The sequence below is a fragment of the Balneola sp. genome (assembly GCA_002694685.1).
Lineage (GTDB): Bacteria > Bacteroidota > Rhodothermia > Balneolales > Balneolaceae > Gracilimonas.
Window position 1 is genome coordinate 41975 of the sequence record NZMW01000014.1, and the last position, 21820, is coordinate 63794.

General features: G+C 40.8%; 23 protein-coding genes and 1 tRNA gene. 14 read left to right on the forward strand and 10 right to left on the reverse strand.

Annotation, left to right across the window (positions count from 1 at the left end; all coding sequences use genetic code 11):
• Positions 1-48 precede the first annotated feature (48 nt).
• From CL667_14955 to CL667_14965, 3 genes are read left to right on the forward strand one after another with little or no spacing between them, the layout of a single operon-like run.
• Positions 49-315 (forward strand): hypothetical protein, encoded by a 267-nt coding sequence (locus CL667_14955; GenBank protein ID MAL18995.1) that lies wholly within the window; start codon positions 49-51, stop codon positions 313-315.
• Entirely contained in the window at positions 315-3890 is a 3576-nt protein-coding gene (locus tag CL667_14960) for a phage tail tape measure protein (protein MAL18996.1), read from the forward strand. The genes CL667_14955 and CL667_14960 overlap by 1 nt, the downstream gene beginning before the upstream one ends.
• A 32-nt stretch (positions 3891-3922) precedes the next feature.
• Positions 3923-4420, forward strand: a complete 498-nt coding sequence (locus CL667_14965; GenBank protein ID MAL18997.1) for a hypothetical protein — start codon at positions 3923-3925, stop codon at positions 4418-4420.
• A 255-nt stretch (positions 4421-4675) separates the two neighbouring features.
• On the opposite strand, the gene CL667_14970 is transcribed toward CL667_14965, so the two are convergent.
• The 6 genes from CL667_14970 to CL667_14995 all read right to left on the reverse strand — a co-directional run bounded on the left by CL667_14970 (position 4676) and on the right by CL667_14995 (position 7196).
• Positions 4676-5155 carry a hypothetical protein gene (locus CL667_14970; protein ID MAL18998.1) on the reverse strand — a complete coding sequence of 160 codons (480 nt, stop codon included), beginning with the start codon at positions 5153-5155 and terminating at the stop codon, positions 4676-4678.
• Positions 5142-5615 (reverse strand): hypothetical protein, encoded by a 474-nt coding sequence (locus tag CL667_14975; GenBank protein ID MAL18999.1) that lies wholly within the window; start codon positions 5613-5615, stop codon positions 5142-5144. The genes CL667_14970 and CL667_14975 overlap by 14 nt, the downstream gene beginning before the upstream one ends.
• Positions 5587-5913, reverse strand: a complete 327-nt coding sequence (locus CL667_14980) for a hypothetical protein (protein ID MAL19000.1) — start codon at positions 5911-5913, stop codon at positions 5587-5589. The genes CL667_14975 and CL667_14980 overlap by 29 nt, the downstream gene beginning before the upstream one ends.
• A 47-nt stretch (positions 5914-5960) precedes the next feature.
• Positions 5961-6272, reverse strand: a complete 312-nt coding sequence (locus CL667_14985) for a hypothetical protein (protein ID MAL19001.1) — start codon at positions 6270-6272, stop codon at positions 5961-5963.
• 386 nt (positions 6273-6658) lie between these two features.
• A complete protein-coding gene (locus CL667_14990) occupies positions 6659-6934 on the reverse strand; it encodes a hypothetical protein (GenBank protein MAL19002.1) in 276 nt (91 codons plus the stop codon).
• A gap of 174 nt (positions 6935-7108) precedes the next feature.
• Positions 7109-7196, reverse strand: a tRNA-Leu gene (locus CL667_14995).
• 121 nt (positions 7197-7317) lie between these two features.
• Between CL667_14995 and CL667_15000 the strand changes: the two genes are divergently transcribed.
• The 7 genes from CL667_15000 (at position 7318) to CL667_15030 (ending at position 13483) form a co-directional block, all read left to right on the forward strand.
• Positions 7318-7896 (forward strand): hypothetical protein, encoded by a 579-nt coding sequence (locus CL667_15000; GenBank protein MAL19003.1) that lies wholly within the window; start codon positions 7318-7320, stop codon positions 7894-7896.
• Positions 7897-8025: 129 nt separating this feature from the next.
• The gene (locus CL667_15005) at positions 8026-10272 is read left to right on the forward strand and encodes a RelA/SpoT family protein (GenBank protein ID MAL19004.1); all 2247 of its coding nucleotides are present in this window, start codon (positions 8026-8028) and stop codon (positions 10270-10272) included.
• Between the two features lie 170 nt (positions 10273-10442).
• A complete protein-coding gene (locus CL667_15010; GenBank protein MAL19005.1) occupies positions 10443-10763 on the forward strand; it encodes a DNA-binding protein in 321 nt (106 codons plus the stop codon).
• 18 nt (positions 10764-10781) lie between these two features.
• Positions 10782-11204 (forward strand): Holliday junction resolvase RuvX, encoded by a 423-nt coding sequence (locus CL667_15015; GenBank protein ID MAL19006.1) that lies wholly within the window; start codon positions 10782-10784, stop codon positions 11202-11204.
• 8 nt (positions 11205-11212) lie between these two features.
• On the forward strand, positions 11213-11782 hold the full coding sequence (gene def, locus CL667_15020; protein ID MAL19007.1) for a peptide deformylase: 570 nt from the start codon (positions 11213-11215) through the stop codon (positions 11780-11782).
• A gap of 2 nt (positions 11783-11784) precedes the next feature.
• Complete coding sequence (locus tag CL667_15025) at positions 11785-12699, forward strand: methionyl-tRNA formyltransferase (GenBank protein ID MAL19008.1); 915 nt, start codon at positions 11785-11787, stop codon at positions 12697-12699.
• 85 nt (positions 12700-12784) lie between these two features.
• The gene (locus CL667_15030; GenBank protein ID MAL19009.1) at positions 12785-13483 is read left to right on the forward strand and encodes a hypothetical protein; all 699 of its coding nucleotides are present in this window, start codon (positions 12785-12787) and stop codon (positions 13481-13483) included.
• 5 nt (positions 13484-13488) lie between these two features.
• On the opposite strand, the gene CL667_15035 is transcribed toward CL667_15030, so the two are convergent.
• The gene (locus tag CL667_15035; protein MAL19010.1) at positions 13489-14265 is read right to left on the reverse strand and encodes a hypothetical protein; all 777 of its coding nucleotides are present in this window, start codon (positions 14263-14265) and stop codon (positions 13489-13491) included.
• 106 nt (positions 14266-14371) lie between these two features.
• Complete coding sequence (locus CL667_15040) at positions 14372-15991, reverse strand: 1-pyrroline-5-carboxylate dehydrogenase (GenBank protein MAL19011.1); 1620 nt, start codon at positions 15989-15991, stop codon at positions 14372-14374.
• Between the two features lie 229 nt (positions 15992-16220).
• On the opposite strand from CL667_15040, the gene gap reads away from it, so the two are divergent.
• From gap to CL667_15055, 3 genes are all read left to right on the forward strand, one after another.
• Entirely contained in the window at positions 16221-17219 is a 999-nt protein-coding gene (gene gap / locus CL667_15045; protein MAL19012.1) for a type I glyceraldehyde-3-phosphate dehydrogenase, read from the forward strand.
• A 145-nt stretch (positions 17220-17364) separates the two neighbouring features.
• The gene (locus tag CL667_15050; GenBank protein ID MAL19013.1) at positions 17365-18357 is read left to right on the forward strand and encodes an acetamidase; all 993 of its coding nucleotides are present in this window, start codon (positions 17365-17367) and stop codon (positions 18355-18357) included.
• Between the two features lie 30 nt (positions 18358-18387).
• On the forward strand, positions 18388-19281 hold the full coding sequence (locus tag CL667_15055; GenBank protein ID MAL19014.1) for a peptidase M20: 894 nt from the start codon (positions 18388-18390) through the stop codon (positions 19279-19281).
• A gap of 390 nt (positions 19282-19671) precedes the next feature.
• On the opposite strand, the gene CL667_15060 is transcribed toward CL667_15055, so the two are convergent.
• Both CL667_15060 and CL667_15065 read right to left on the reverse strand, forming a co-directional pair.
• Positions 19672-20088 carry an osmotically inducible protein OsmC gene (locus CL667_15060; protein MAL19015.1) on the reverse strand — a complete coding sequence of 139 codons (417 nt, stop codon included), beginning with the start codon at positions 20086-20088 and terminating at the stop codon, positions 19672-19674.
• 64 nt (positions 20089-20152) lie between these two features.
• A complete protein-coding gene (locus CL667_15065; protein MAL19016.1) occupies positions 20153-20614 on the reverse strand; it encodes a hypothetical protein in 462 nt (153 codons plus the stop codon).
• A 302-nt stretch (positions 20615-20916) separates the two neighbouring features.
• Between CL667_15065 and CL667_15070 the strand changes: the two genes are divergently transcribed.
• Positions 20917-21798, forward strand: a complete 882-nt coding sequence (locus CL667_15070) for an ATP phosphoribosyltransferase (protein ID MAL19017.1) — start codon at positions 20917-20919, stop codon at positions 21796-21798.
• Positions 21799-21820: the final 22 nt, after the last annotated feature.

Sequence of the window (21820 nt, forward strand, 5' to 3'; positions counted from 1 at the left end):
GGCGTATATAGAGCGCCCTCCCTTTTTTAACAACTAAGAAATTCAGATATGGACGACACAAAAGACATTTCAAGTACATTTTTTTTCCTTGAAGCCTCCTCTTCTGGAGAGTTACAAATCACGCGATTTGACAAGGCTATTCAGAGAAATATGGAAAATTTCAAATCGGGAAAACCTCTTGAATTTGCTCCATTGTTTTTGAGTAATGACATTGGAAAAATAGCGGAAGCAATCGATGTGCTTGTCGAGTCAAAGAAGTACAAAAAAATTTATGCTGAGAAGCTTAAAAATAACATACAAGGACGGGAAAACTAATGGCCATAGCAGATGAAATTGTTTTAGATACCAGCAAATACCTAAAGAATTTAAATGCAGCTGATCGTGCTGCGGTTAAATATGCCACCAAGCAGGAGCAGAATTATAAAAAAGCCTCTGAGTCGATGCAGAAGCTGGCAGCCGAGATCAAAGCACTTGAAAGAGTTCGGGACGCTTCTAACTCTACAGCGGCCGTTAAAAGATATGAAGCGGCTATTGAATCCCTCCAGCGAGAGTACAATGTACTAGAGAGAGAGACCGAAGAGTACACCCGGGCTATTAGAAAATCTGAGCAGCAAACCGAGAAGTCCAGCCGGAATATGTCTGGATCTTTGCAAAAAATTGGAAAAGCCGCAAAGCAATGGATAGCCACGATAGCAGTGGCAGCATTTGCAGCTTTACAACGGGCGTCCGGCAAAGTGGCATCGCAGTTTCAAGATGATTTCGCTCAAGTAAAAACATTACTTAACGAGGCCGATGTTGATTTTGAAGCCCTTGAGCGCCGGTTGCTAAACCTGTCTAGGATTAAAGCGGTACCGCTATCCGTGTTGACCCCGGCGCTTTATCAAACGATATCCGCAGGCATTACAGACGTCAACGAAGCGATGGAGGTCCTGTCTGTTGCCTCCGATGCTGCGATTGCAGGAAACACGGATTTAAAAACATCGGCTGACGGTATCACTACTGCTTTGAATGCGTGGAACCTTGAAGCTAGCGAGGCCAAAAATGTTTCTGATGAATTTTTCGTGGCAGTTCGAAACGGTAAAACCACCTTTGGGGAACTTTCTGGATCCATCGGACGAGTAGCGCCACTGGCAGCAGCAACAAACACAGAATTAAGCGAAATACTTTCTGCAACGGCGGCTCTAACCTCTTCAGGCTTAGATACCACGGAAGCGATGACCGCACTGCGAGGTATACTGCAGAAGATCATTAAGCCAACGGAACAGGCTAAGAAAGAAGCCGCAAGCCTCGGCATTGAGTTCAATCAAAGCATGCTTGAGGCTAAAGGGCTTCAGGAGTTTTTGGAATATGTTTCAGAAGCTGCCAACGGAAACTCTGAAACCATTGGCAAGCTCTTTGAGGACGTTGAAGCATTCAACGGAGTTCTTTCCCTCACCGGATCAGCATCTGGAGCTTTTATTAAGAATCTGGATGACATGCGAGGCGCTGCCGGTGAAACTGATGAAGCGCTATCAAAGGTCGAAACGAATCTTTCTAATATCTGGGAGCTTACAAAGAACAAGGTCAACGCTGCACTCATCCAGATGGGTAAAACGGTTCTGCCAATGGCTGGAAAAGCATTATCTGCTTTCAACGAAACGCTGGAAGAATTTGAAGACCCAAGCCAGCGATTAATTAACAACCTTGAAAAAATCGGTGCAGACAAAGAGCTGATTGTTCAACTGCAGGCCGAACTTGATATTAAAAACGCTACTGAGCGCTACTACCAGCTTGAGAAAGAACTTAAAGACATAACAGTACCTATTGCCTTTGATGTGCAAAGCAGAATGGTTACAGCTGCAGAAGCAGCGCGTTCACAAGGTGCAATGGTTGCTGGTCAAAACCGCATAAGCATCGTAAGCACGGAAGAAATAGATGTTAGTACGGCTAATGTGAAAGAACTTGATCAAGCTCTCGCGAATATTAATAACCGGCTGGAAGAAATTGGGAAAGGATCATCTAACTTTCGCGAATTAGGGAAAGCACAAGAGGAAGAGATGGACGTTCTTGTATCATCAAAAGATGCGCTTGAAGATGTTATTGCTGCACGTAAGCAACAGGAAACCCTGCAAACTACCATTCGAGGCAATTACAAGGCTCTCAATGCCCTTGGTAAAGAAAATAAGGTTGTAGCAAATGAAAACATCATAACACAAACTGAAGCTACTGGCAAAACGCAGGAGTTTACCAGGCAAATTATCAGTGGATTTGTAAGTGCGTCTGAAGGCTTAGGGTCTTTCAACTCTAAATTCATCACAACAACTGATTTATTCAATAATCAGGCTTCAAATGCTGTCAAAAGTTATTCACAGCAAATAACCAAGCTTAACAATGAATATGAGGCCGGTTTAATTACACAAAGTGAGTACCAAGAGAAGACCTCAGAAGCCACCCAGAAATTTAGTAAGCAGCTCAAAGGTATTTACAAGCTTGTAAAGGATGATCTGAGCCCTGAGCAACAGGAAATGTGGGAAGATATGCTTGGCCTCATGGGAGAGGTGGAAGACCGAGGGAGCAAGGTTAAGGCAAACTTTGGTGACATTGCTGATATGGTTTCCGGCATCTTAAGCGTGGCTGATGCTATTGGGAAGATAGACGAAAACCTAAAGAATGTACTTCGCGGTGCTATTGATGTACTTAGGAATCTAGAGAACATTCAACGCCTTAAAAATGCTGGGGAGTTTTCAGGCATAAACGCGGCGCTACCCATACTTGGAGTCGCCGGAGGTTTGGCGACCATTCTAAGTGGCTTATTCCAGGGTAATCAAAGAGACAATGCAGAAGCGCTTCGTCAAATTGAAGAAATGAAGGATCTTCGTTTGTCACTCAAAGAGCTTCAACGAGCTGTTGTTAAGAATACCGAAGCTTACCTTGGTGGCCCTGTTGTTGGAGGTAATATTTCCCAAGAGGACTATAACCGGGGTGAATCATTGTTCAACAGCCTGTTTACCGGTGATCGCGATAGAGGTGGCGCGCCATTTGGTTATGCTAATCCGGAAGATTTTTTAGCTGGGCTTTCGGAGTTGGCTGAGTTATTCCCGGATATTTTTGGAGAGTTTGAGCAGATTTATCAAAACTTGCGGGATCAAGGGTTATCACACAGTGAAGCTGTAGCTCAATTAATGCGAAAAGGACTTGGAGAGTCTTGGTCTTTAATCAAGGATTCATTCAGGGACTACGGGGATTCTATAGAAGGGGCAATTAAGCGTTACAATGATGCCATTACTTATGGCGCACTATCTACTCAGGAAGCTATTGAATTATTTAAAGCACAAATTGAAGAAGGTGGATTTGATCTAAGCCAGTCTGTAGGCGGAACCACGCTTGAAAATTTGATTGACCAGTTAGCGAGTCAGGATCTAAGTGAAGAAGAGCGTGAAAGCATTATCCAAACAATTTGGGATAACAGAGAATCGATAATGCCAGATAACGTTTCATTCGACGACTTTTCTGGTTTTCTGGATTTCCTGAAAAATTTAGAAAACGGTTCGGCTTCCGGCGCCGGTGTAACTCGAAACGTGGCTGTAAGCAGTGCGATTACTGAGTTCAGTGCGAACGAGATGATTATGCTCAATGAAGCTATGCTTTTAGTTGATAGAGAGCAGCTCAATATAGAGAAACAACAGCTCGCAGAGTTAAAAAATCTGGTTAATGGGGCTCTGAGTACTCCAAATACAATGAATCCAATACTTCCACCCGGACCAACGACAAGCCCAGCAGGAAGCAATATGTTTGCTTTCAACGGAGGCATAAATGTTTCTGGTGGTAGTTTATCAGATGAAGACATTAACCAGGTAATTAGAGAAGTCACACGAGAGCTGAAGAAGATTCAGCGCGGTAGAAACTTTTAAATCTTGAAATATCTTTAATAAAACACAGAATTATGGCAACACTAAGTGAGAAGCATAAATCCTTTATTGTGATGCATTTGGCGTGTTATGAAACACCCAGTAAAGTGCGGGAGGCGGTTAAAGAAAATTTCGGCACCGAAGTTAGTCTGCCTCAGCTCTCCTATTATAATCCAAGGGCTATCCAGGCATCAAGCCAGTTAGCAGAAAAATGGGTGGATCTTTTCAATGAAACCCGGAGCCGCTATATCGAGGACGTCACAGACATACCAGTTTCACAGAAGGTTTACCGGCTCAAGAGGCTGCAGGAAAACCTCGACAATTTTGCAAAGGTTCGAAATTATAAGGGCGTTAACGAGTGTCTGGAACAAGCTGCAAAAGAAATGGGCGGGGCTTTTACGAATAAAAACCACCATCAATTTTCCGGGCTCTTGCAGTCCATCGACATGAACAGTTTAACCGACCATCAGCTCCGTCGGATAACCGATGGTGAGCACCCTCTTGCAGTCCTTGCGGGTGATGCGGAGGGGTGATTGCGGTATTTATAGAGTAATATCAATTTTATAATTCTTGATGCTGACTATATGCATTTAAAGCACAATGAAGGTATATTTCCAGATCTCATAATTCCCTATTATGTAAAGTCGAGCCTAAAACAGAAGTATTTTATGGGTTCTAGGGTGGACGCATTAATAAATGATGATCTTCAATTGTTCAGGCTAAATAACGTCAGTTTTATAAACCTCTCAGAATGACAATAAAGGCGGTTTTTAGTGAGCCTAAGTTTTTTAGGAGTCATTTAATGGCTTTTTAAGCTCTTCGATTTCCTCACGATAGGATTGGGTCCGGTAATAGGGAAGCCCAGCCCACTCAACGTCTATTTTCACTGCATCCTCTTTTGCCATCATTAACATCGCGCTAATTCTGTTTAAGTTTTCTTGCTTCTGCTCAAGGGACTTGAAATTCCATAGATCAATAATACGCAAAACATTTCTAGTCACTGTAGATATTGAATGTGTTGCCTCATCATTCATGAAGCGGAAGCTTTCTTCAAGCCCATAAATAGCACGTTCGCTTTCTGTGAGCGTCAATTCTTCCCCGTACTTGAGCATGTCAAAACCCTTGGATTTCTTGAGGTAGTTACCCCATTCGGCTGCCATTGCCTCAGCAACGCTATCTTCATGCTTTTCCTTTACTTCATCCTCAATGAGTTTAAAGAGGATGTCAGCTTGTTTTTTGATTTCCGGATTTAGTTCAATTTTTTCCATGATTGCTGTGGTTTAGTGTTTGGGTTAATTCTTTAATATCTGACTCGTATTCGCTCACACGCTCGATTAAATGACTCTGAGCGTCATCACCGATAGCTTCGCAAGCTGCAATAAAGGTGTTGAGGTCTTCATCTAGCATTGATTGCTCTTGTAGCGTTGACCTTAATTTTGTTGCACCTTCACTGATAGACATCAGGTTAATCAACTCGCTAGACTTCATGTGATACATCGCACCCCAGATACTTAAGCCGTGTGCTTTAATGCCTGGCTTAGTGATCGTGAAGATGGTGTCAATTATCTCGAAGTGCTCCAGTTGGTGAAGCTTAAAAGGGTATTGCTTTCTAAAGGCCCCAGCCACATCATCATAGTCATATTTCTGGATCGCTTTTTTTAATTCCGCTCCAAGGTTGTCAAGAGCCTTGGCGGCCGGTTCAATGTCGATAAGGGTTTCGTTTTCCATAATTATCAGGAATTGGTTTTTGAGGGGTTAGTTTTTTGAGCTCGTGTTCGTATTCCAAAGAGCGGGTCTGGAGGTCATTGAAAAGATATTCTGAAAATTCATTGGCTTCGAATCTCAGGTTTTCGAGACTTTGTTTCTTATTCCGTTCAAGATGCGGACCATCAAAGTTGGCAAGAACTTGATCGATGTAATAAACCAGGTCACATATTTTGCTTATCGTGAGGGCATCCATAGCCTCAAGTGCATCCTCAAGGTTTAGATTTCGTTTTTCTAATACGGGAGTAGAGTTCTCGGGCATAGCGTGTGTGTTTGTAAGGTGCCTAGTCGATTGATTTCAACCAGGCACTATCTTTTTGGATTGTAAAATTCGTATAGGTCAAAGAATAAAGGGGCGGTTCCGGCTGTACCCTTTTTGCGAATGCTCAAGTCTGCATTGTATCGGGTTAGCTTGCCCTCATCCATCATGTTCTTAATGTGCCGTGGAGAGCAGCTACAAAAGCGTTTTGCCTGAGAGACTGGACACTTCAACACCCCGTCTACCACCGGCAATTCTGTATAAGTTTCTTCTCCGGTTTCTGCATTGATTTCTGGAAACCTGATGAATCGAAATCTTCGTGAACTAATCTCAGGTATCTTATAGCTCTTTTCTTTCATCATGCAGGAATTAGGTTATCAGAAGGAGTGAGGCCATTGCTTCCGGTCCGATCGTTTTGAAGCTTTTCGCGGGTTTTCTGCAATACAGCTCTTAATGCATTCTCTCCGAGCTTATTCTCTTCATCGATTCGTATTTTCTGGGCTTCATACTTGATTGATTTTATGTCTTCCATGTGAAATTTTCCGTTGTTTGTGTTCGTCTATAATTTCAACATAGAACCCCTTTTAAGCAACTAAACCAAATAAAAACAGTTTCTTTACTATTAGGAAAGGAATGTTAATAACTTGATAAGATCCTTTCCAAATAGGATGATTGGCCCGGATGAGTAAAAAAATAATTTGGCTAAGGAATAGCCTTTTTGAGAGTGGAAGAGTAAAAAAGCAGCGCTCTATTTATTAGGTGGTCTAAAAGGAAGAGGCCGAACATGAGTATCATGATTAGGGAAAAATTCTGAAAACAGACCCTTTGTTCGGCTTATTAGTTCTTTTGCATCCAGGTATTTTCCACTCACTGTTTCATTCTGATGTACACGAATAATCAACTCATGCTCTGACTGCTTAAGAACTTTGAAGTGGATATTTGAATTAGCAGCATAAAGCCCACAGGCTTTATCTAATTTTGATTGTTCCTTTTCAGGCAAGTCTAGAGAATGAAGATTTTTCATGATATAGATGCGTCTCGAGCACTCATAGTATATATATCTGAGCGCACAAAATTCAGGGGGGTACTTAATATTTTGTTACCCCACTGTTACCCCAGAGAATAAAACCGAACCTGTATTCTATAAAACAAAAAAGCCCTACAACTCTATAACTGATTGAGCTGCAAGGCTTTTAAGTACCTGAGGCCGGACTCGAACCGGCACGGACATTTTAATATCCATTGGATTTTAAGTCCAACGTGTCTACCAATTCCACCACTCAGGCGTTTGGAAGGCTCCAAATATACGGCTTTAGTTTTCACTACTTCAATAAAGATTTAAACAAATTATTGATTCACCCTTTCTGTTTAGTAACTTTCATCAAATAATAAACAAAAAGAGACTTTATGAGACGTTTAATACCCCTTGTAGTAATATTTGGAATAATTTTTTCAACCAGTAGTTTTGCTCAATTGGAAATTGGCGCTTCCTATGAGCTGCGTGATGCTGAACCTCAGAACGGATTCGGTGTTCGTATTGAAAAAGGTATTTTAGAAAAACTTCCCCTAGTGAATTTATCACTTAGACTTCATGGAAGTTACTTCAGCGAAGAGAATAACGTGGATCCAGATAATCAGTCTTTCTCTTATTCAGAAGACCTGACAAATTATGATGTGGGCGTTGCTGCAATCGGAGGCGTTTCGGTTGGTTTGCTAGAACCATACGTTGGGGTAGGACTTGGAACTGAGAATTATGAGCGTGCTATTTCTGACGTTCAGAACAATCAGGGAAATGCTATTCCTGAAGAAGGGAATGAAAGCAGTTTATACTGGAATGTTTTAGCAGGCGCAAAAGTCACAATCATTCCAATACTAAAGCCTTTTGTTGAGTACCGTTATTCAGCATCAGAACTGGAAAAACCTGAGTTTCAGAATGTGAATAGCAAAACCGGTCGTATAATGTTCGGTGTTTCTCTTAGCTTCTAGAATTATTAGTTATCAAAAAGCGGGTATGAACTTCATATCCGCTTTTTTTGTAGGAAAAGATATATTTAAGTGCTTAAAACAATGGTTATAACTACATTTAATGCAAGTAAGGCAAGATTAGATTAGTATATGAGTAATTCCACTTCCATAGATAAATATGACCTTGAAGGTTATAAGCTAAAAAAAGCTCAGAGAGAAGATCTGAAGCAGCTGCTGGAAGTATGTGAAGAGCACATCGAATCGGTAGATGCTAAAGCTATCACTTCCGCTTTTAAGCTCTGTTATCTTTCTCACGAGGATATGAAGCGAGCATCAGGTGAGCCATATTATTACCACCCTGTGGAAGTTGCAAAAATTGTCGCCAGCGAGATTAATATTGATGATATCTCGGTGATAGCTTCTTTGCTGCATGATACCGTCGAAGACACCGATGTAAACCTGGATGACATTCGCCACTGGTTTGGCGATGAAGTAGCGGTGATTATTGATGGTGTTACCAAGATAACCGGTGTATTCAAAAGCCGGGACAGCAAGCAAGCAGAAGCTTTTATGAAGTTATTGCTTTCAATGGCTGAAGACATCAGGGTAGTGTTGATTAAGTTTGCTGATCGCCTCCACAATATGAGAACGATTCAGCACTTGAAGCGAGAAAAGCAGATCAAGATTGCTTCAGAAACGATGGATTTATACGCGCCATTAGCCCATCGCTTCGGATTGTTCAGGATTAAGAATGAACTTGAGGACCTGTGTTTTAAAACTATTGACCCAACATCCTACAAGTTTGTAGCACGGAAACTGCGAGAGAAAAAAGAGGACAGGGAAGAATTTATTAACGAATTCATGGACCCGATTAGTAATGAACTCGGTAAAATGAATTTCAGGTTTGAAATTAAAGGCAGGCCCAAGCACATTTTCTCTATATACAGGAAGATGCAGCGTCAGCAAAAACCCTTTGAAGAAATCTATGACCTTTTTGCTATTCGCATAATTCTGGAAGGCGATCATAACAAAGAAGATTGTTGGAGGGTGTATTCTATAATAACAGACTGGTACACCCCAATTCCTGAACGATTTCGGGATTTTATTTCCGTTCCTAAAGCAAATGGATATCAATCACTACACACAACGGTGATTACCAATAAGGGCCGGAAAGTGGAAGTCCAGATCCGAACCCGAAGAATGGATGACATTGCTGAAAAAGGGTTGGCAGCTCACTGGAAATATAAAGAAGGAGCTCAACAAGGTTCGGATACCCTTGACAAGTTTGTGAGCTGGGTACGGGATGTGTTAGATAATCCTCGCCCTGATGCTGCCACCGATTTTGTGAAAGATTTTCAGCTGAATTTGTATAAGGATGAGCTCTATGTGTTCACCCCTGATGGAGAGCTTAAAACATTGCCAAGAGATGCTACTCCCATAGATTTTGCATTTGAAATTCACAGTGAAATCGGTGAAAGAGCAATGGCAGCCAAGGTGAATGGGAAAATGGTGCCGTTGAGACAACAACTTCAAAATGGGGATCAGGTTGAGATTATCACCGGCAATAAAATTAATCTAAACCCCGACTGGATTGACGATGTAGTTACTCATAAGGCAAAGTCCAGAATTCGGCAGTTCATTAAGCATAAGCAAAGAAAGGTTGCCGAAGATGGGAGGGAAATCTGGGATAAGAGAGCGAGCCGAGGGAGTATCGAGATCTCTGAACAAGAGTTGAATCGTTTTGCTAAGAAATTTAAGTATGAATCTACTCAGGAGCTATTTTTTGATATTGGTTCAGGAGCTTTTGATGCCAATGAACTTTTTAAAGAAGTCAAGAAGTTCAAAAGCACCGGCCGAATTGAGGAAAATGAAAGCGTGGATGTAAATCCTATTTCGGAAAAAGAGATTCAGGATAAATACATAACAGCTGCAAGATCACTTGAAGATGGTAAGGCCCTTTTTATAAACGGGGAACTGAGTAACATCAAATACTCCTATGCAAACTGTTGTAATCCAATCCCGGGCGATGATGTTATAGGCTTCATAAGTAGGACAGGGGATATTAAGATTCACCGCTCAATGTGCAACAATGCTCAGCATCTTTTAAAGACTGAAGCTGAACGAATTGTAGATGTAAACTGGGCGAAGAATATTGATACCAAATTCCTGGGTGCAATTAAGGTTATTGGTGGTGACCGGGTTGGAATGATCAACGACATAACGGACGTGCTATCTAAGTCCCTTGAAACCAATATGAAAAGCATCAATGTTAGCAGCGACAGCGGAATGTTTGAAGGGATTATTACACTATACGTGGATGGTATTTCTCACCTAACTAAGATTATGAAACGCCTTGAAAAAGTGGAAGGGGTTAAAAACGTTTTACGATACGAATAGGCATTCTAATATAGATTAGGTAGATTTTTATTAAACTTATCTTTACAATGATGAAACATTACTTGCTTTAGGTTAAATAGCTTAAGGAAAAAGAAGATGCGAGTAATAAGGAAGGACAAAAACGATGCCCGTCAGTGAAATGATTGGCACATAACAAAACCAATAATATTATGATGACTTATACTAAACGAGATGTAGTTCGTCGTGTAGCGGAAGCTATGGATGAGCCCATGATTCAAGCAGAACCCTGGGTAGATTCTGTTATAGTAGCCCTAAGGGAGATTATGATGTCTGCAGATACAGAATGCAGAATTGAAATCAGGGATTTTGGAGTATTTGAAGTAAAGGAAACAAAAGCCAAACCAAAAGCTCGCAATCCAAAAACGAATGAAGTAATTTATGTTCCTGCACATCGTAAAACACACTTCAAGCCAAGTAAGTTAATGAAGAAGTTTTTACGACAACCGTTGGAAGACGTAAAGAAAAAATAACTTACTAATACGCATTTATTGCACAATTACGTACGCCTTATAGGTATTGATGTTGGGAAAAAGCGAGTGGGTATTGCCCAAACTGATCTGTTGAAAACAATTGCGTCAACGGTTGGAACCTTTTCTCCTGAAGAAGCAATTACAGAGATAAAAAAAATTACCGATAAGGAAACAGTTGAGAAATTTGTAGTAGGCTGGCCTTTGTCTCTTAAGGGAGAAGAAGGGTCGGCTACTCAAATGGTTCAGGAATTCATAAACAAACTAAGACAAGCCTTTCCAAATATCGAAATTGCAAAAGTTGATGAGCGATATACTTCAAACCAGGCTCGCGACATAATGATAAAGACGGGTATCCCTAAAAAGAAAAGACAACAAAAGGGACGCGTAGACCAAATCGCGGCCGCAATCATTTTACAAAACTACTTAGATACGAATACTTAATAAAGCATATGCCCATTTTACCTATTGTAACTTACAACGATCCAGTATTACTCAAAAAAGCAGAAGAGATTGATATTGAAGAAGACAGTGAAGAACTGCAAACATTAATTGATAACATGCTGGAGACCATGTATAACGCAGATGGCGTTGGTTTAGCAGCACCTCAAATTGGCAGGTCTATCAAGCTTTTTGTGATGGATACTGATGAGATGATTGAGGACGGAGAAGTTCCTTATGGCCCTATGGTTTTTATCAATCCTCTGATTCTTGAAAAAAGAGGAAATAAAATTCCATTGGAAGAAGGGTGCCTTAGTATTCCGGAAGTGAATGACAAGGTGTTTCGTCCTGAAACTGTTATCATTGAGTTCTTTGACCGTGATTTTAACAAACACCGACTTGAGGCAAGTGGCTGGACATCCCGTGTAATCCAACACGAATATGATCACCTTGAAGGGGTACTATTTCTGGATTACCTGAGTGCATTTAAAAAGCGAATGCATAAAAAGGAACTCAAAGAGATTGAAACGGGCGACAAAAAAATCAAATATCCGGTAGTGCCTAAAAAAGAAGCTGAGTAATTATGGATATCGTTTTTATGGGATCGCCGGAATTTGCCATTCCAAGCTTAGAGCAAATTCATCAGTCCGAACATACCATAAAAGCTGTTGTCAGTAACGTTGACAAGCGAAGGGGGCGGGGTTCTAAAACGTCCCCCACTTTGGTTAAAGCTAAGGCTTTAGAATTAGGCCTTCCTGTTATAGAGGTTGAAAATTTATCATCCGCCGAATTCAGTGAGCAGCTTGAAGCTTTAAATGCGGATTTGTTTGTCGTAGTTGCGTTTAGAATCCTGCCAAAGTCCGTCCTTCAAATACCTAAAATCGGATCTATTAATCTTCATGCATCGCTATTGCCTAAATATCGCGGTGCTGCTCCAATTCACTGGGCTATTATAAATGGAGAGGATGAAACGGGCTGTACTGTATTCTTTTTAGATGAAAAAGTGGATACCGGGAATATCATAGCTCAGAGAAAAACGGCTATTACTGAAAACGAGACGACCGGAGAGCTTTATAATCGGTTGAGAGATATGGGTAGCGAATTATTACTTAAGTCGATTCATGAAATTGACTCCGGTTCTTACACCCTTTCTGAGCAAAATGACAGCAAAGCTACTCCTGCTCCCAAATTATTCAGAGATGATTGTCACATAGATTTCACTAATTCTGCTCAAGATGTACACAATAAAATCAGAGGTCTAAGTCCTTTTCCGACTGCTTGGGCAAACTGGAATGGAGAGAAATTCAATTTGTATAAATCCAGGTTAGGAAGAGTAGCAAATATTGACCCCGGTGAATTGTTAGTAAATGATGACCATTTATTAGTAGGTTGTGCTGATGGAACCGTTGAATTAATGGAAGTTCAGTTACCAGGAACAAAAAGATTATCAGCTGAAGAATTAATTAGAGGCTATGACGTTGAGGGAACGTTATCGTAAATTTTTCTCAAAGAATTAATTTGAGATATACGTTCCGTTTTTTATCATCCCGCCAACAACAACGGTAAATCCAATCAATTACATTATGGACCAAGCAGAGATTTTTGAGTCAGCAAAAGCCGGTAATCTTGAAGCACTGCAAAAGATGCTTAAGGGCAAAGCTAACATCAATGACACGAATAAGAGTGGTGCTTCTGTTTTGATTTTAGCCACTGAAAAAGATCATGCTGAAGTCGTAAAGTTTTTGGTTGAAGAGGGAGCTGACCTCAATACAGAAACAAAAATGGGTGGCACGGCGCTTAACAGGGCTGCTGAAAATGGAAACCTAGAACTGGTAAAGTACTTTATTGATAAAGGTGCGGTGATCGGAGATCTTGCCCTTATAGCAGCCTCACGTGCAGGAAATCTTGAGGTTGTTAAGTTGTTAGTAGAATCAGGTGCACCTGTTGATGCCCAACAGCGGTGGGGACATACAGCCTTGATGCTCGCAGCTAAAAGTGGAAATACCGATGTGGTTAAATACCTTATTGATGAAGGGGCTAATGTAAAGCTGCGCGATAAAAATGGCGATACGGCTATGATGATTGCGATGGATAATGATCAGGAAGATATTGCTCTAATTCTAAAAAGAGCCGGTGCCAAAGCAGAGACTAAGCCAAAGAAAGAAGTAGCTCCTATCGTTGATGAAGATGATGATGGCGAGGTTGACGATTCTACTCCCGATGTTGATGAGCTAGTTGCTGACGATGATGACGCTCCGGACGATGTAGATTTAGACGACTAAAATGGTTAAGAGCGTTGTCTTTTATTAACCTTTATTGAATCTGAGTCATCGGTCTGTACTGAAGTCCCATATACATTAGCTACTTCGATTTCGATGGAGTCGCTTTTATTATCAAGATTGCTTGGTATCGTTTCTACAAGCCTATCTGCAATACTACTTATGCGGTTTGATTTCGCGCTTTTTCCTTTGCTATCCCAATTGCGAAGAAGGGGTATAGAAATTCCTAAAACAGTAATCGAAGTAATGATGCTTAATAGATAATTTGTGTTGAAAAAAGCTATTATGAAAGCGACGGTAGCAGCCATTCCTCCCAGTAAAAGACTTTGAACAATACTATTACTTGTACCTGCTGTCTGAGAAACCCGAAGCGTATAACGTGTTGAATTTTTAATTAGCGAAACGACCGTTTCTTCACCTGATTCAGTATCAGTATAATTGATTTCTTTTAAGTTGTTCGAAGCGAGTTTGCCTGAATCTTTTAAAATCTGCTTGCGGATTATTTCCCAGACCGTATTCTCAGAGAGCTTACTGTTAAATTCTCTTTCTTCAAAGACATGCGTTTTAGTAGATCCATTTCTAGCTTCAACATCACGAACTTTAAATTCCTGAGCTGCTATCTTAATTTGAGTTTCATTAAGTCCAACTTCTTTCCCAATCTCAATGAGTTCATCAATCGAGAAATCAGATTCAATATTATCGATTCTCGTTTTCTCTTTTTCCTGTTCCATCGCTAGTCGAATGACCTGGCGCACTTCTTCTTTAGAAAAATTGTCTGCTGGCATAATTATGATTCGTGTGCTGATAACATGATGTTATTTCTAAAACATAAAAAAAGCCCTGCTCATAAACTATGAACAGGACTTTATTTTTTATAGAACCAAATATTGGTTACTTCTGATTTGCAAACTCAAACTTTTGAAGATCATAATCAACCCCATCAGCAGGACGCAGAGTCGTTGATTTAGGCTCTAAGAAGTATTTGAGGTAGTCACGTCCACCGGCTTTTGCATCGGTACCACTTAGCTTAAAGCCACCAAATGGTTGGGCTCCAACAAGTGCCCCGGTGCACTTACGGTTGATGTATAAATTACCAACGCGGTATTCACGAAGCGCGCGATCAATTTTCTTAGGATCTTGTGAGAAGTAAGCTCCCGTCAATCCATAATCAACACCGTTGGCGATACGTAGAAGATCGTCCGTGTCTTTTCCTTTGATGAAGGCAGTAACAGGACCAAAGATTTCTTCTTGTGCAATGCGGTCATCTTCACTGATATCAGCAAACACCGTCGGTTCGATGTAATATCCTTTATCAGGAGTTTCAGCTCGTTTACCACCGGCCATCAATCGTCCTTCTTCTTTACCAATCTCGATGTAGCTCATGATTTTATCAACAGCTTTTTGATTGATAACAGCTCCGGAAATATGATTCTCTTTAGAGTTGCCAACCTTAAGTGCTTTAGTCTTGGCAGTAACTTTCTCGAGTAGCTCATCATAAATTTTCTCATGAGCAATTACTCTGGAACCCGCAGAACATTTCTGTCCCTGGAAACCAAAAGCGCCTTTAACAATTTCAGTTGCTGCTTTTTCAATATCAGCATCTTCGTCAACTACAGTGGCATTTTTTCCACCTAATTCACAAACAAGACGCTTTAAAAACTTCTGACCTTCAGGAACCTGAGCGGCAATATCAGCGAGGTGAAGACCTACTCCTTTAGATCCGGTAAAGGAAATAAAGCGTGTTTTAGGATGTTTAGCGAGATTCTCACCTACTTCAATATCGCCACCTGTTACATAGTTGAATACTCCTTTTGGAAGTCCGACTTCCTCAAAAATTTCTACCAGAAGCTGTCCCATTTTTGGAGTGTCAGGTGCAGGTTTAGCTACAACAGTATTACCCACAGCGATTGGTGCGGCAGCCATTCCTACAAAAATAGCGAATGGGAAATTCCACGGAGAGATAGAAACACCGGCGCCAATAGGCATATAAATGGTTCGGTTGTAATCACCCCAGGTCTCATCAAGCACATCCATTCCTTCATCAATGCGGAGTGCTTCATGTGCGTAATAGTCTAGGAAATCTATTGCTTCGCAGGTATCGGCATCAGCTTCCAGGTAATTTTTCCCGGCCTCGCTGATCATCCAGGCATTGATTTCCAGCCTTCGGCGACGGATAACATCTGCAGCCTTAAAAAGATAGTCAGCTCGTTTTTTAGCAGAAACATATTGCCAGCTCTCAAAAGCATCCCAAGCTTTTTCCAACGCATCGAAAGCCTGGGCTTTACTTGCCATTTGGAAGGTTCCAATAGTTTCATCAAGATTCGAAGGATTTTTGCTTTCAAAAGTTCCGGCGTCCCCTTTTACGAATTCTCCATTGATGTAAAGATCATATTCCTGATCAAAATTAGAGCGAACGTTTTCGAGCGCTTCTTTTTGAGCTTTGTCATTTGTTGGGTCGGAAAAGTCCAGATAAGTTTCATTTTTGAACTTTTCTAAGGTTCGATCGGGCATATTGCTAAATTAATTTTATTGAATTTTGAGTTTTGATGTACTAAAGATACACAGAAAAGCGCTCCCAATTCAAAGCATGTGTAACATAAGGTTAACACTAGTGTGAAAGATTGAAAATAGTGCGCGATAATGGTAGCTTTCAACGATTTAAAGAACTTTACGAATGTATTTATCATTCATTAGTAATGAAGTTATAGGAATAAAAATTCAATCATAAAAAGGATTCGAAATGGGAAAAATTAAAGTAGGTATTAACGGGTTTGGCCGCATTGGTAGAATGGTTACTCGTTCAATCCTGACTAACCACAAAGATACAATTGAAATTGTAGGGGTAAATGACCTTACAGATACAAAATCTCTAGCTCATCTCTTTAAGTACGACTCAGCTCAGGGGACGTATCCAGGCGATGTTTCTGTGGATGGAGATAAGATGACTATCGACGGAATGAGCTTTGCTGTAAGTGCTGAAAGAGATCCTGCGAACTTGAAATGGGGTGATCTTGGTGCTGAAGTTGTTGTTGAATCAACAGGTTTTTTCCGTGATGTTGAAAGTGCAGGAAAACATCTAAAAGCAGGTGCTAAGAAAGTTGTTATTTCAGCTCCGGCATCAGGTGACATTCAGACCATCGTATTGGGTGTCAACGATGAAGAGATTTCAGACGACATCGAAATCTATTCTAACGCAAGTTGTACAACAAACTGCCTTGCGCCTATGGCTAAGGTACTTGACGACAACTTCGGGTTGGTGAAAGGTTTCATGACCACTATTCACTCATACACCGGCGATCAGCAGTTAGTTGACGGGCCGCATAAAGATCTTCGTCGTGCGCGTGCTGCAGCGGTAAACATCGTGCCTACTACTACAGGTGCAGCTAAAGCTGTTGGACTGGTTCTTCCTCATCTTGATGGAAAATTAGACGGGGGAGCTGTTCGTGTGCCAACCGTAACTGGTTCACTTACTGATTTTGTATGTGAAGTGGAAAAAGAAACAACTGCAGAAGAAGTGAATGCAGCTTTTAAAGCAGCTGCTGAAGGCCCTATGAAAGGTATCCTCGAGTACGCTGATGTTGAGCTTGTTTCTTCAGACATTATTGGAAACCCACACTCAAATATCTATGACAGTCAGCTTACCAAAGTTGATGGGAAATTGGTGAAAATTATCGGCTGGTACGATAATGAAGCCGGTTACTCCGCCAGAACTGCCGACCTGATTACTAAGATTGTTTAATATCAAGTTGTAGTAATCCCTTTTTTGGGATAGAAATTGAACTCCTGTCTTCGAAAAGAAGGCAGGAGTTTTTTATTTAGAGCTATTTTACTTGCTATAATCCACTGAACTCCTCACATTTCCGCACATCAAAAAAGGAGGATTTATGAGAAGGGTACTTATTATTTTAGTAGGAATTACAAGCTTTTTGTTATCAGCTTGTGTTGAATCAAATCGTGATACAACAGGTGTTGTTGTGGACTATGAGCTCTCATCAGACCAAACCCACAACCGGTGGAGCAGCACCATAGAGCCGGTACTTACCGTGCCTTCGGGTTCAGTTATTAAAGTCGGAACCGAAGAAGCTTCCGATAAACAGTTGAACGTGAATTCTACGCTCGAAGACTTAGCCAATTTAAGCTTTGATCCCATTCATCCCTTAACCGGACCAGTGTATGTTGAAAATGCACAGCCCGGAGATGTGTTAAAAGTAACCCTGCATAAAATTGAAATGGGCGATTGGGGATGGACCGCTATTGTCCCCGGTTTTGGTTTTCTATCAGATGAATTTACAGAGCCATATCTAAAAACCTTTGAACTGGGTAAGGATAGAAAGACGGCTAAATTTTCTGAGAATATTGAGATTCCATTAAAGCCATTCCCGGGTGTGATGGGAGTAGCCCCTGATACCGAAGAAATGCTTTCGACTATTCCTCCGCGGAAGAATGGAGGGAATATGGATGACCCAAACATGACTGAAGGGACGGTTGTATACTTTCCGGTGTTAGTTGAAGGCGCTTTATTTTCCATTGGAGATACGCATGCGGCGCAGGGTCATGGAGAAGTTTGTGGTACAGCCATCGAAGCACCTATGAGCATTATTTACGAGGTTGAACTTATCAAAGAAGGAAAGACCATAAGTGAACCTCAATATGAAACAGAAGATTATTACGCGGTTACTGCTTTTGCTACAACCATTGATGAGGCCGCTAAAAAGGCTACCGGCTTTATGATTGATTATTTGGTTGAAGAAAAAGGCATGAATCGACAAGACGCGTACGCATTGTGTTCATTAGCCGGAGACCTAAAAATTGCTGAAGTCGTTGACGGTCCTCACATGTTGGTTTCCATGCATATGCCTAAAGACATTTTCAAATAACCCTAACTTTTTTCATTCGAGAAGTAGTACATGAAGTATTCACCTTTATTTTTAGTTTTTTTATTCATCATAAATGCGGGTTGTACCGCTCAACAAACAAAACCTTCCTTAGATACAGAGCAGCTGATTGAAGATTTAAGGGTGATTTCTTCTGATGAAATGGAGGGACGCAGAACCGGAACCGAAGGAAATAAAAAAGCACGGAAATATCTGGTGAAGCGTTTTGAGGAAGAAGGAGCTAAACCTTTTCAAGGTTCATTCACTCATAGTTTCGATTTTACTTCTAGAGGTGGGGAGGAGAGATCTGGGATAAATGTTATTGGACAGATTGAAGGTGAATCAGACTCAGTATTAGTAATCACAGCTCATTATGATCACTTGGGGATGGAGGACAGTCTGATTTACAACGGCGCCGATGATGATGCTTCCGGAACTGCTGCTTTGCTAGCATATATTGATTATTTCAATCAGGTTAAACCAAATCACACACTGGTGTTTGCCGCTTTTGATGCTGAAGAAATGGGACTGCAGGGAGCAAGAGCTTTAGTCAAGGATTCTGTTTTTCTGGATAAGGTAGTTATGAACATTAACATGGATATGATTAGCCAGAACGATGAGAATGAACTTTATGCAAGTGGAACATACCACCATCCTGAGTTGAAGCCTGTTCTGGAGAATATTGAAACCGGGGAGATAAGCCTGCTTTTTGGTCACGACCGGCCTGAGCAGGGCTACGATGATTGGACTAATGCTTCCGATCATGGTCCATTTCATGCAAAAGGAAAAACGTTCATTTACTTTGGTGTTGAAGATCATGAACACTATCACAAAGCATCCGACGAATTTGAAACTATTCCCCAAGACTTCTACAAAAAATCAGTACAGGTAATACTGAATGCTATTTTGGCTTTAGATAAAAAGTGACTTTTTGAAGCCAACAAAGGATTTAAAAATATTGAGCAAAAAAAAGCCTCATCAAATGATGAGGCTGATAATTCATTAGGCAGAAAATCTGTTTAAAACTTCCGCAGGTAACTGGTGCATTCGCTGCAGTCTTTACCGTCTTTACGGGCGTCTTCTTCTTTTTCAAAACCTTGACTGGAAAAGGCCTCAATGTCTCCGCTTTTGGAAACTCTTCTCCATCTCCATTCGCCTTTAACGTCTTGGTATAACTCGCATTTAGCCATAGATAAGTATCTGATTTATTGTGATTTGCTTAGAAAGAAGATACCTAAAACACGCCTCAGAATCAATTTTAGGCAGTTTTATAACCGTCTAAGGCTGCATTGCTATGCTGCATTACGAGAGTTTGGTCTAAACAATTTCGTAGTCATAGCTTATTTCTGAACCTTTCTCGAGGGCTTTTGATACCGAGCAATACTTTGTGATTGATAAGTCCAAAGCACGTTCCACTTTCTTCTTATCGAGTTCTCCGGAAAGAATAAAGTGCAAATGAATTGTTTTGTATTCAGAATATCCGGCATCTAATTTTTGACGATCTCCATCAACTTCTACTTTCAGGTCAGTAAGTTTTTGCTTCTGTTTTTCAAGGATGGAAATCACATCAATTGCGCTGCAGCCACCTATGCCGGCTAACAAAAGCTGCATGGGGCTTAACCCGCCTTCCAAGCCACCAATATTATTTTTCCCGTCAATCCGGATTTTACCGTCAGTTTCATTTTCAGCTTCCATGTGGAAGTCTTTGCCCAGCCAGGTTACGTCAATTTGCATAGTCTTTATATTTATTCTGAATTTGAGTCAAAGTTACAGAAATATGTGCTGTTATTCTGATGAATCAATTACTTCCATCACCCTTTTTCATCTCAAGTTTTCGCATGGGCATGGCGTCGATGGTTTCGAAAAGTTTTTTTGTACTGACTGCGTCACTCGTTCGAAGTTTTTCTGTTCCATCTTTTCCAATCAGAATAGTGGTGAAGTTTTGGGAAGGCACATCAAATTGATTTCTAAGATTGGCGGCTTCGTCATCCGGAATAATTTTACCTTTTGCTAACGCACTACTTTGATCCAAAACATAAAAAACTTCAAGGTCGCGATCTTCAATTCCGCTTTTTGAGTCTTTCAGAGCTTTGGTTTGATCTCTATAATCAGCATTAAATGTGTTGGGTGAGAAGACGACCAACACACGGCTGTTCCATTTATAGTCACCCAAGTCAAAATTGTCGAGTGATTGTGCGTGAGAATTTGTCATTCCAGCAATCAAGGTCAAAATTAATAATGATGAAACGTATCGAAACATGATTTTCCTGTTTTTATGTAGATCAACAAGCAAGTTTTTAGAAAAGTTTAAGACTAAATTGTGAACGAATTAAAAAACATCCTTTGTTTCATTATCAAAACGTAAACACTCATAAAAAGAGTTGACCGAAGTAAGAAGGTTTCCCTATATTTAAAGCAATGAAGCAGACACTCCTATATATTTCTCATTTACATCTTGATGTCCATCATGCCCATCACGGACATCATCATATCCATGTGCAGTAATCGCACCTTTTCTAACTTTTTCTACTTATTTTTTAACCCAATTTATTTACTGATTCCATGAACAGAACGAAAGATTCTTCAACTTCTTTGCGCATTGCTATTCAAAAAAGTGGCCGACTGACAGATAAAACCATCGACTTGCTCGAAGGAATAGGCATTGAATTTGATAACTATAAAAGAAACCTCATTGTTAAAACCCGCAACTTTGATGTGGAACTCCTGCTCCTTCGGGATGACGACATTCCTGAATATGTACAGGATGGAGTATGTGATCTAGGGTTTGTGGGAGCCAACGAAACTCAGGAAAACGGTGCTGATGTAACTCCTATCAGAGACCTGCAATACGGTAAATGCAGACTCTCGCTGGCTGCTCCAAAAGATGGTGATATCCGGGAACCCAAAGATTTTGAAGGCAAGAAAGTAGCCACCAGTTACCCAAATCTGACTAAAAAATTCTTTAGCGAAAAGGGTATAGATATTAAAGTGGTCGAAATTTCAGGGGCCGTTGAGATTGCTCCACAGCTGGAAGTAGCAGACGCTATTGTTGATTTGGTTTCCTCAGGGGGAACATTGCGAGCAAATGGGTTAGTTGAGCTGGATACAATCCTGGAATCTCAAACCCAGCTGATTCGAACAAACAAAGAGCTATCACCAGGAAAGCAGCATTTAATTGAAAAGTTTCTGGTGCGAATGGATGGGTATCAGCAGGCAGCTAAAAGCCGCTATATTATGCTGAATGCAGCAACAAAAGACGTTGATACCATCAAGAAAATCATCCCATCTTTGAAGAGCCCAACGGTGATGCCATTGGCAGAAACGGATATGGTTGCCATTCATACCGTTATACCGTTAGATAAATTTTGGATAGTGATGGAAGAATTGAAAGAAGCCGGTGCTTCTGATATCGTTATGCTTCCAATTGAAAGTATGATTTTATAAAAGCAACAAATCACAAGTTCCT

What these genes read in the sequence shown, in the direction of transcription:
- def (MAL19007.1), top strand. Translation starts at nt 11,213, where the DNA reads ATGCCCATTTTACCTATTGTAACTTACAACGATCCAGTATTACTCAAA.
- CL667_15040 (MAL19011.1), bottom strand. Translation starts at nt 15,991, where the DNA reads ATGCCCGATCGAACCTTAGAAAAGTTCAAAAATGAAACTTATCTGGAC.
- CL667_15025 (MAL19008.1), top strand. Translation starts at nt 11,785, where the DNA reads ATGGATATCGTTTTTATGGGATCGCCGGAATTTGCCATTCCAAGCTTA.
- CL667_14955 (MAL18995.1), top strand. Translation starts at nt 49, where the DNA reads ATGGACGACACAAAAGACATTTCAAGTACATTTTTTTTCCTTGAAGCC.
- CL667_14985 (MAL19001.1), bottom strand. Translation starts at nt 6,272, where the DNA reads ATGATGAAAGAAAAGAGCTATAAGATACCTGAGATTAGTTCACGAAGA.
- CL667_14980 (MAL19000.1), bottom strand. Translation starts at nt 5,913, where the DNA reads ATGCCCGAGAACTCTACTCCCGTATTAGAAAAACGAAATCTAAACCTT.
- CL667_15055 (MAL19014.1), top strand. Translation starts at nt 18,388, where the DNA reads ATGAAGTATTCACCTTTATTTTTAGTTTTTTTATTCATCATAAATGCG.
- CL667_14975 (MAL18999.1), bottom strand. Translation starts at nt 5,615, where the DNA reads ATGGAAAACGAAACCCTTATCGACATTGAACCGGCCGCCAAGGCTCTT.
- CL667_15060 (MAL19015.1), bottom strand. Translation starts at nt 20,088, where the DNA reads ATGCAAATTGACGTAACCTGGCTGGGCAAAGACTTCCACATGGAAGCT.
- CL667_14970 (MAL18998.1), bottom strand. Translation starts at nt 5,155, where the DNA reads ATGGAAAAAATTGAACTAAATCCGGAAATCAAAAAACAAGCTGACATC.
- CL667_14960 (MAL18996.1), top strand. Translation starts at nt 315, where the DNA reads ATGGCCATAGCAGATGAAATTGTTTTAGATACCAGCAAATACCTAAAG.
- CL667_14965 (MAL18997.1), top strand. Translation starts at nt 3,923, where the DNA reads ATGGCAACACTAAGTGAGAAGCATAAATCCTTTATTGTGATGCATTTG.
- CL667_15005 (MAL19004.1), top strand. Translation starts at nt 8,026, where the DNA reads ATGAGTAATTCCACTTCCATAGATAAATATGACCTTGAAGGTTATAAG.
- CL667_15010 (MAL19005.1), top strand. Translation starts at nt 10,443, where the DNA reads ATGATGACTTATACTAAACGAGATGTAGTTCGTCGTGTAGCGGAAGCT.
- CL667_15030 (MAL19009.1), top strand. Translation starts at nt 12,785, where the DNA reads ATGGACCAAGCAGAGATTTTTGAGTCAGCAAAAGCCGGTAATCTTGAA.
- CL667_15070 (MAL19017.1), top strand. Translation starts at nt 20,917, where the DNA reads ATGAACAGAACGAAAGATTCTTCAACTTCTTTGCGCATTGCTATTCAA.
- CL667_15050 (MAL19013.1), top strand. Translation starts at nt 17,365, where the DNA reads ATGAGAAGGGTACTTATTATTTTAGTAGGAATTACAAGCTTTTTGTTA.
- CL667_14990 (MAL19002.1), bottom strand. Translation starts at nt 6,934, where the DNA reads ATGAAAAATCTTCATTCTCTAGACTTGCCTGAAAAGGAACAATCAAAA.
- CL667_15065 (MAL19016.1), bottom strand. Translation starts at nt 20,614, where the DNA reads ATGTTTCGATACGTTTCATCATTATTAATTTTGACCTTGATTGCTGGA.
- gap (MAL19012.1), top strand. Translation starts at nt 16,221, where the DNA reads ATGGGAAAAATTAAAGTAGGTATTAACGGGTTTGGCCGCATTGGTAGA.
- CL667_15000 (MAL19003.1), top strand. Translation starts at nt 7,318, where the DNA reads ATGAGACGTTTAATACCCCTTGTAGTAATATTTGGAATAATTTTTTCA.
- CL667_15035 (MAL19010.1), bottom strand. Translation starts at nt 14,265, where the DNA reads ATGCCAGCAGACAATTTTTCTAAAGAAGAAGTGCGCCAGGTCATTCGA.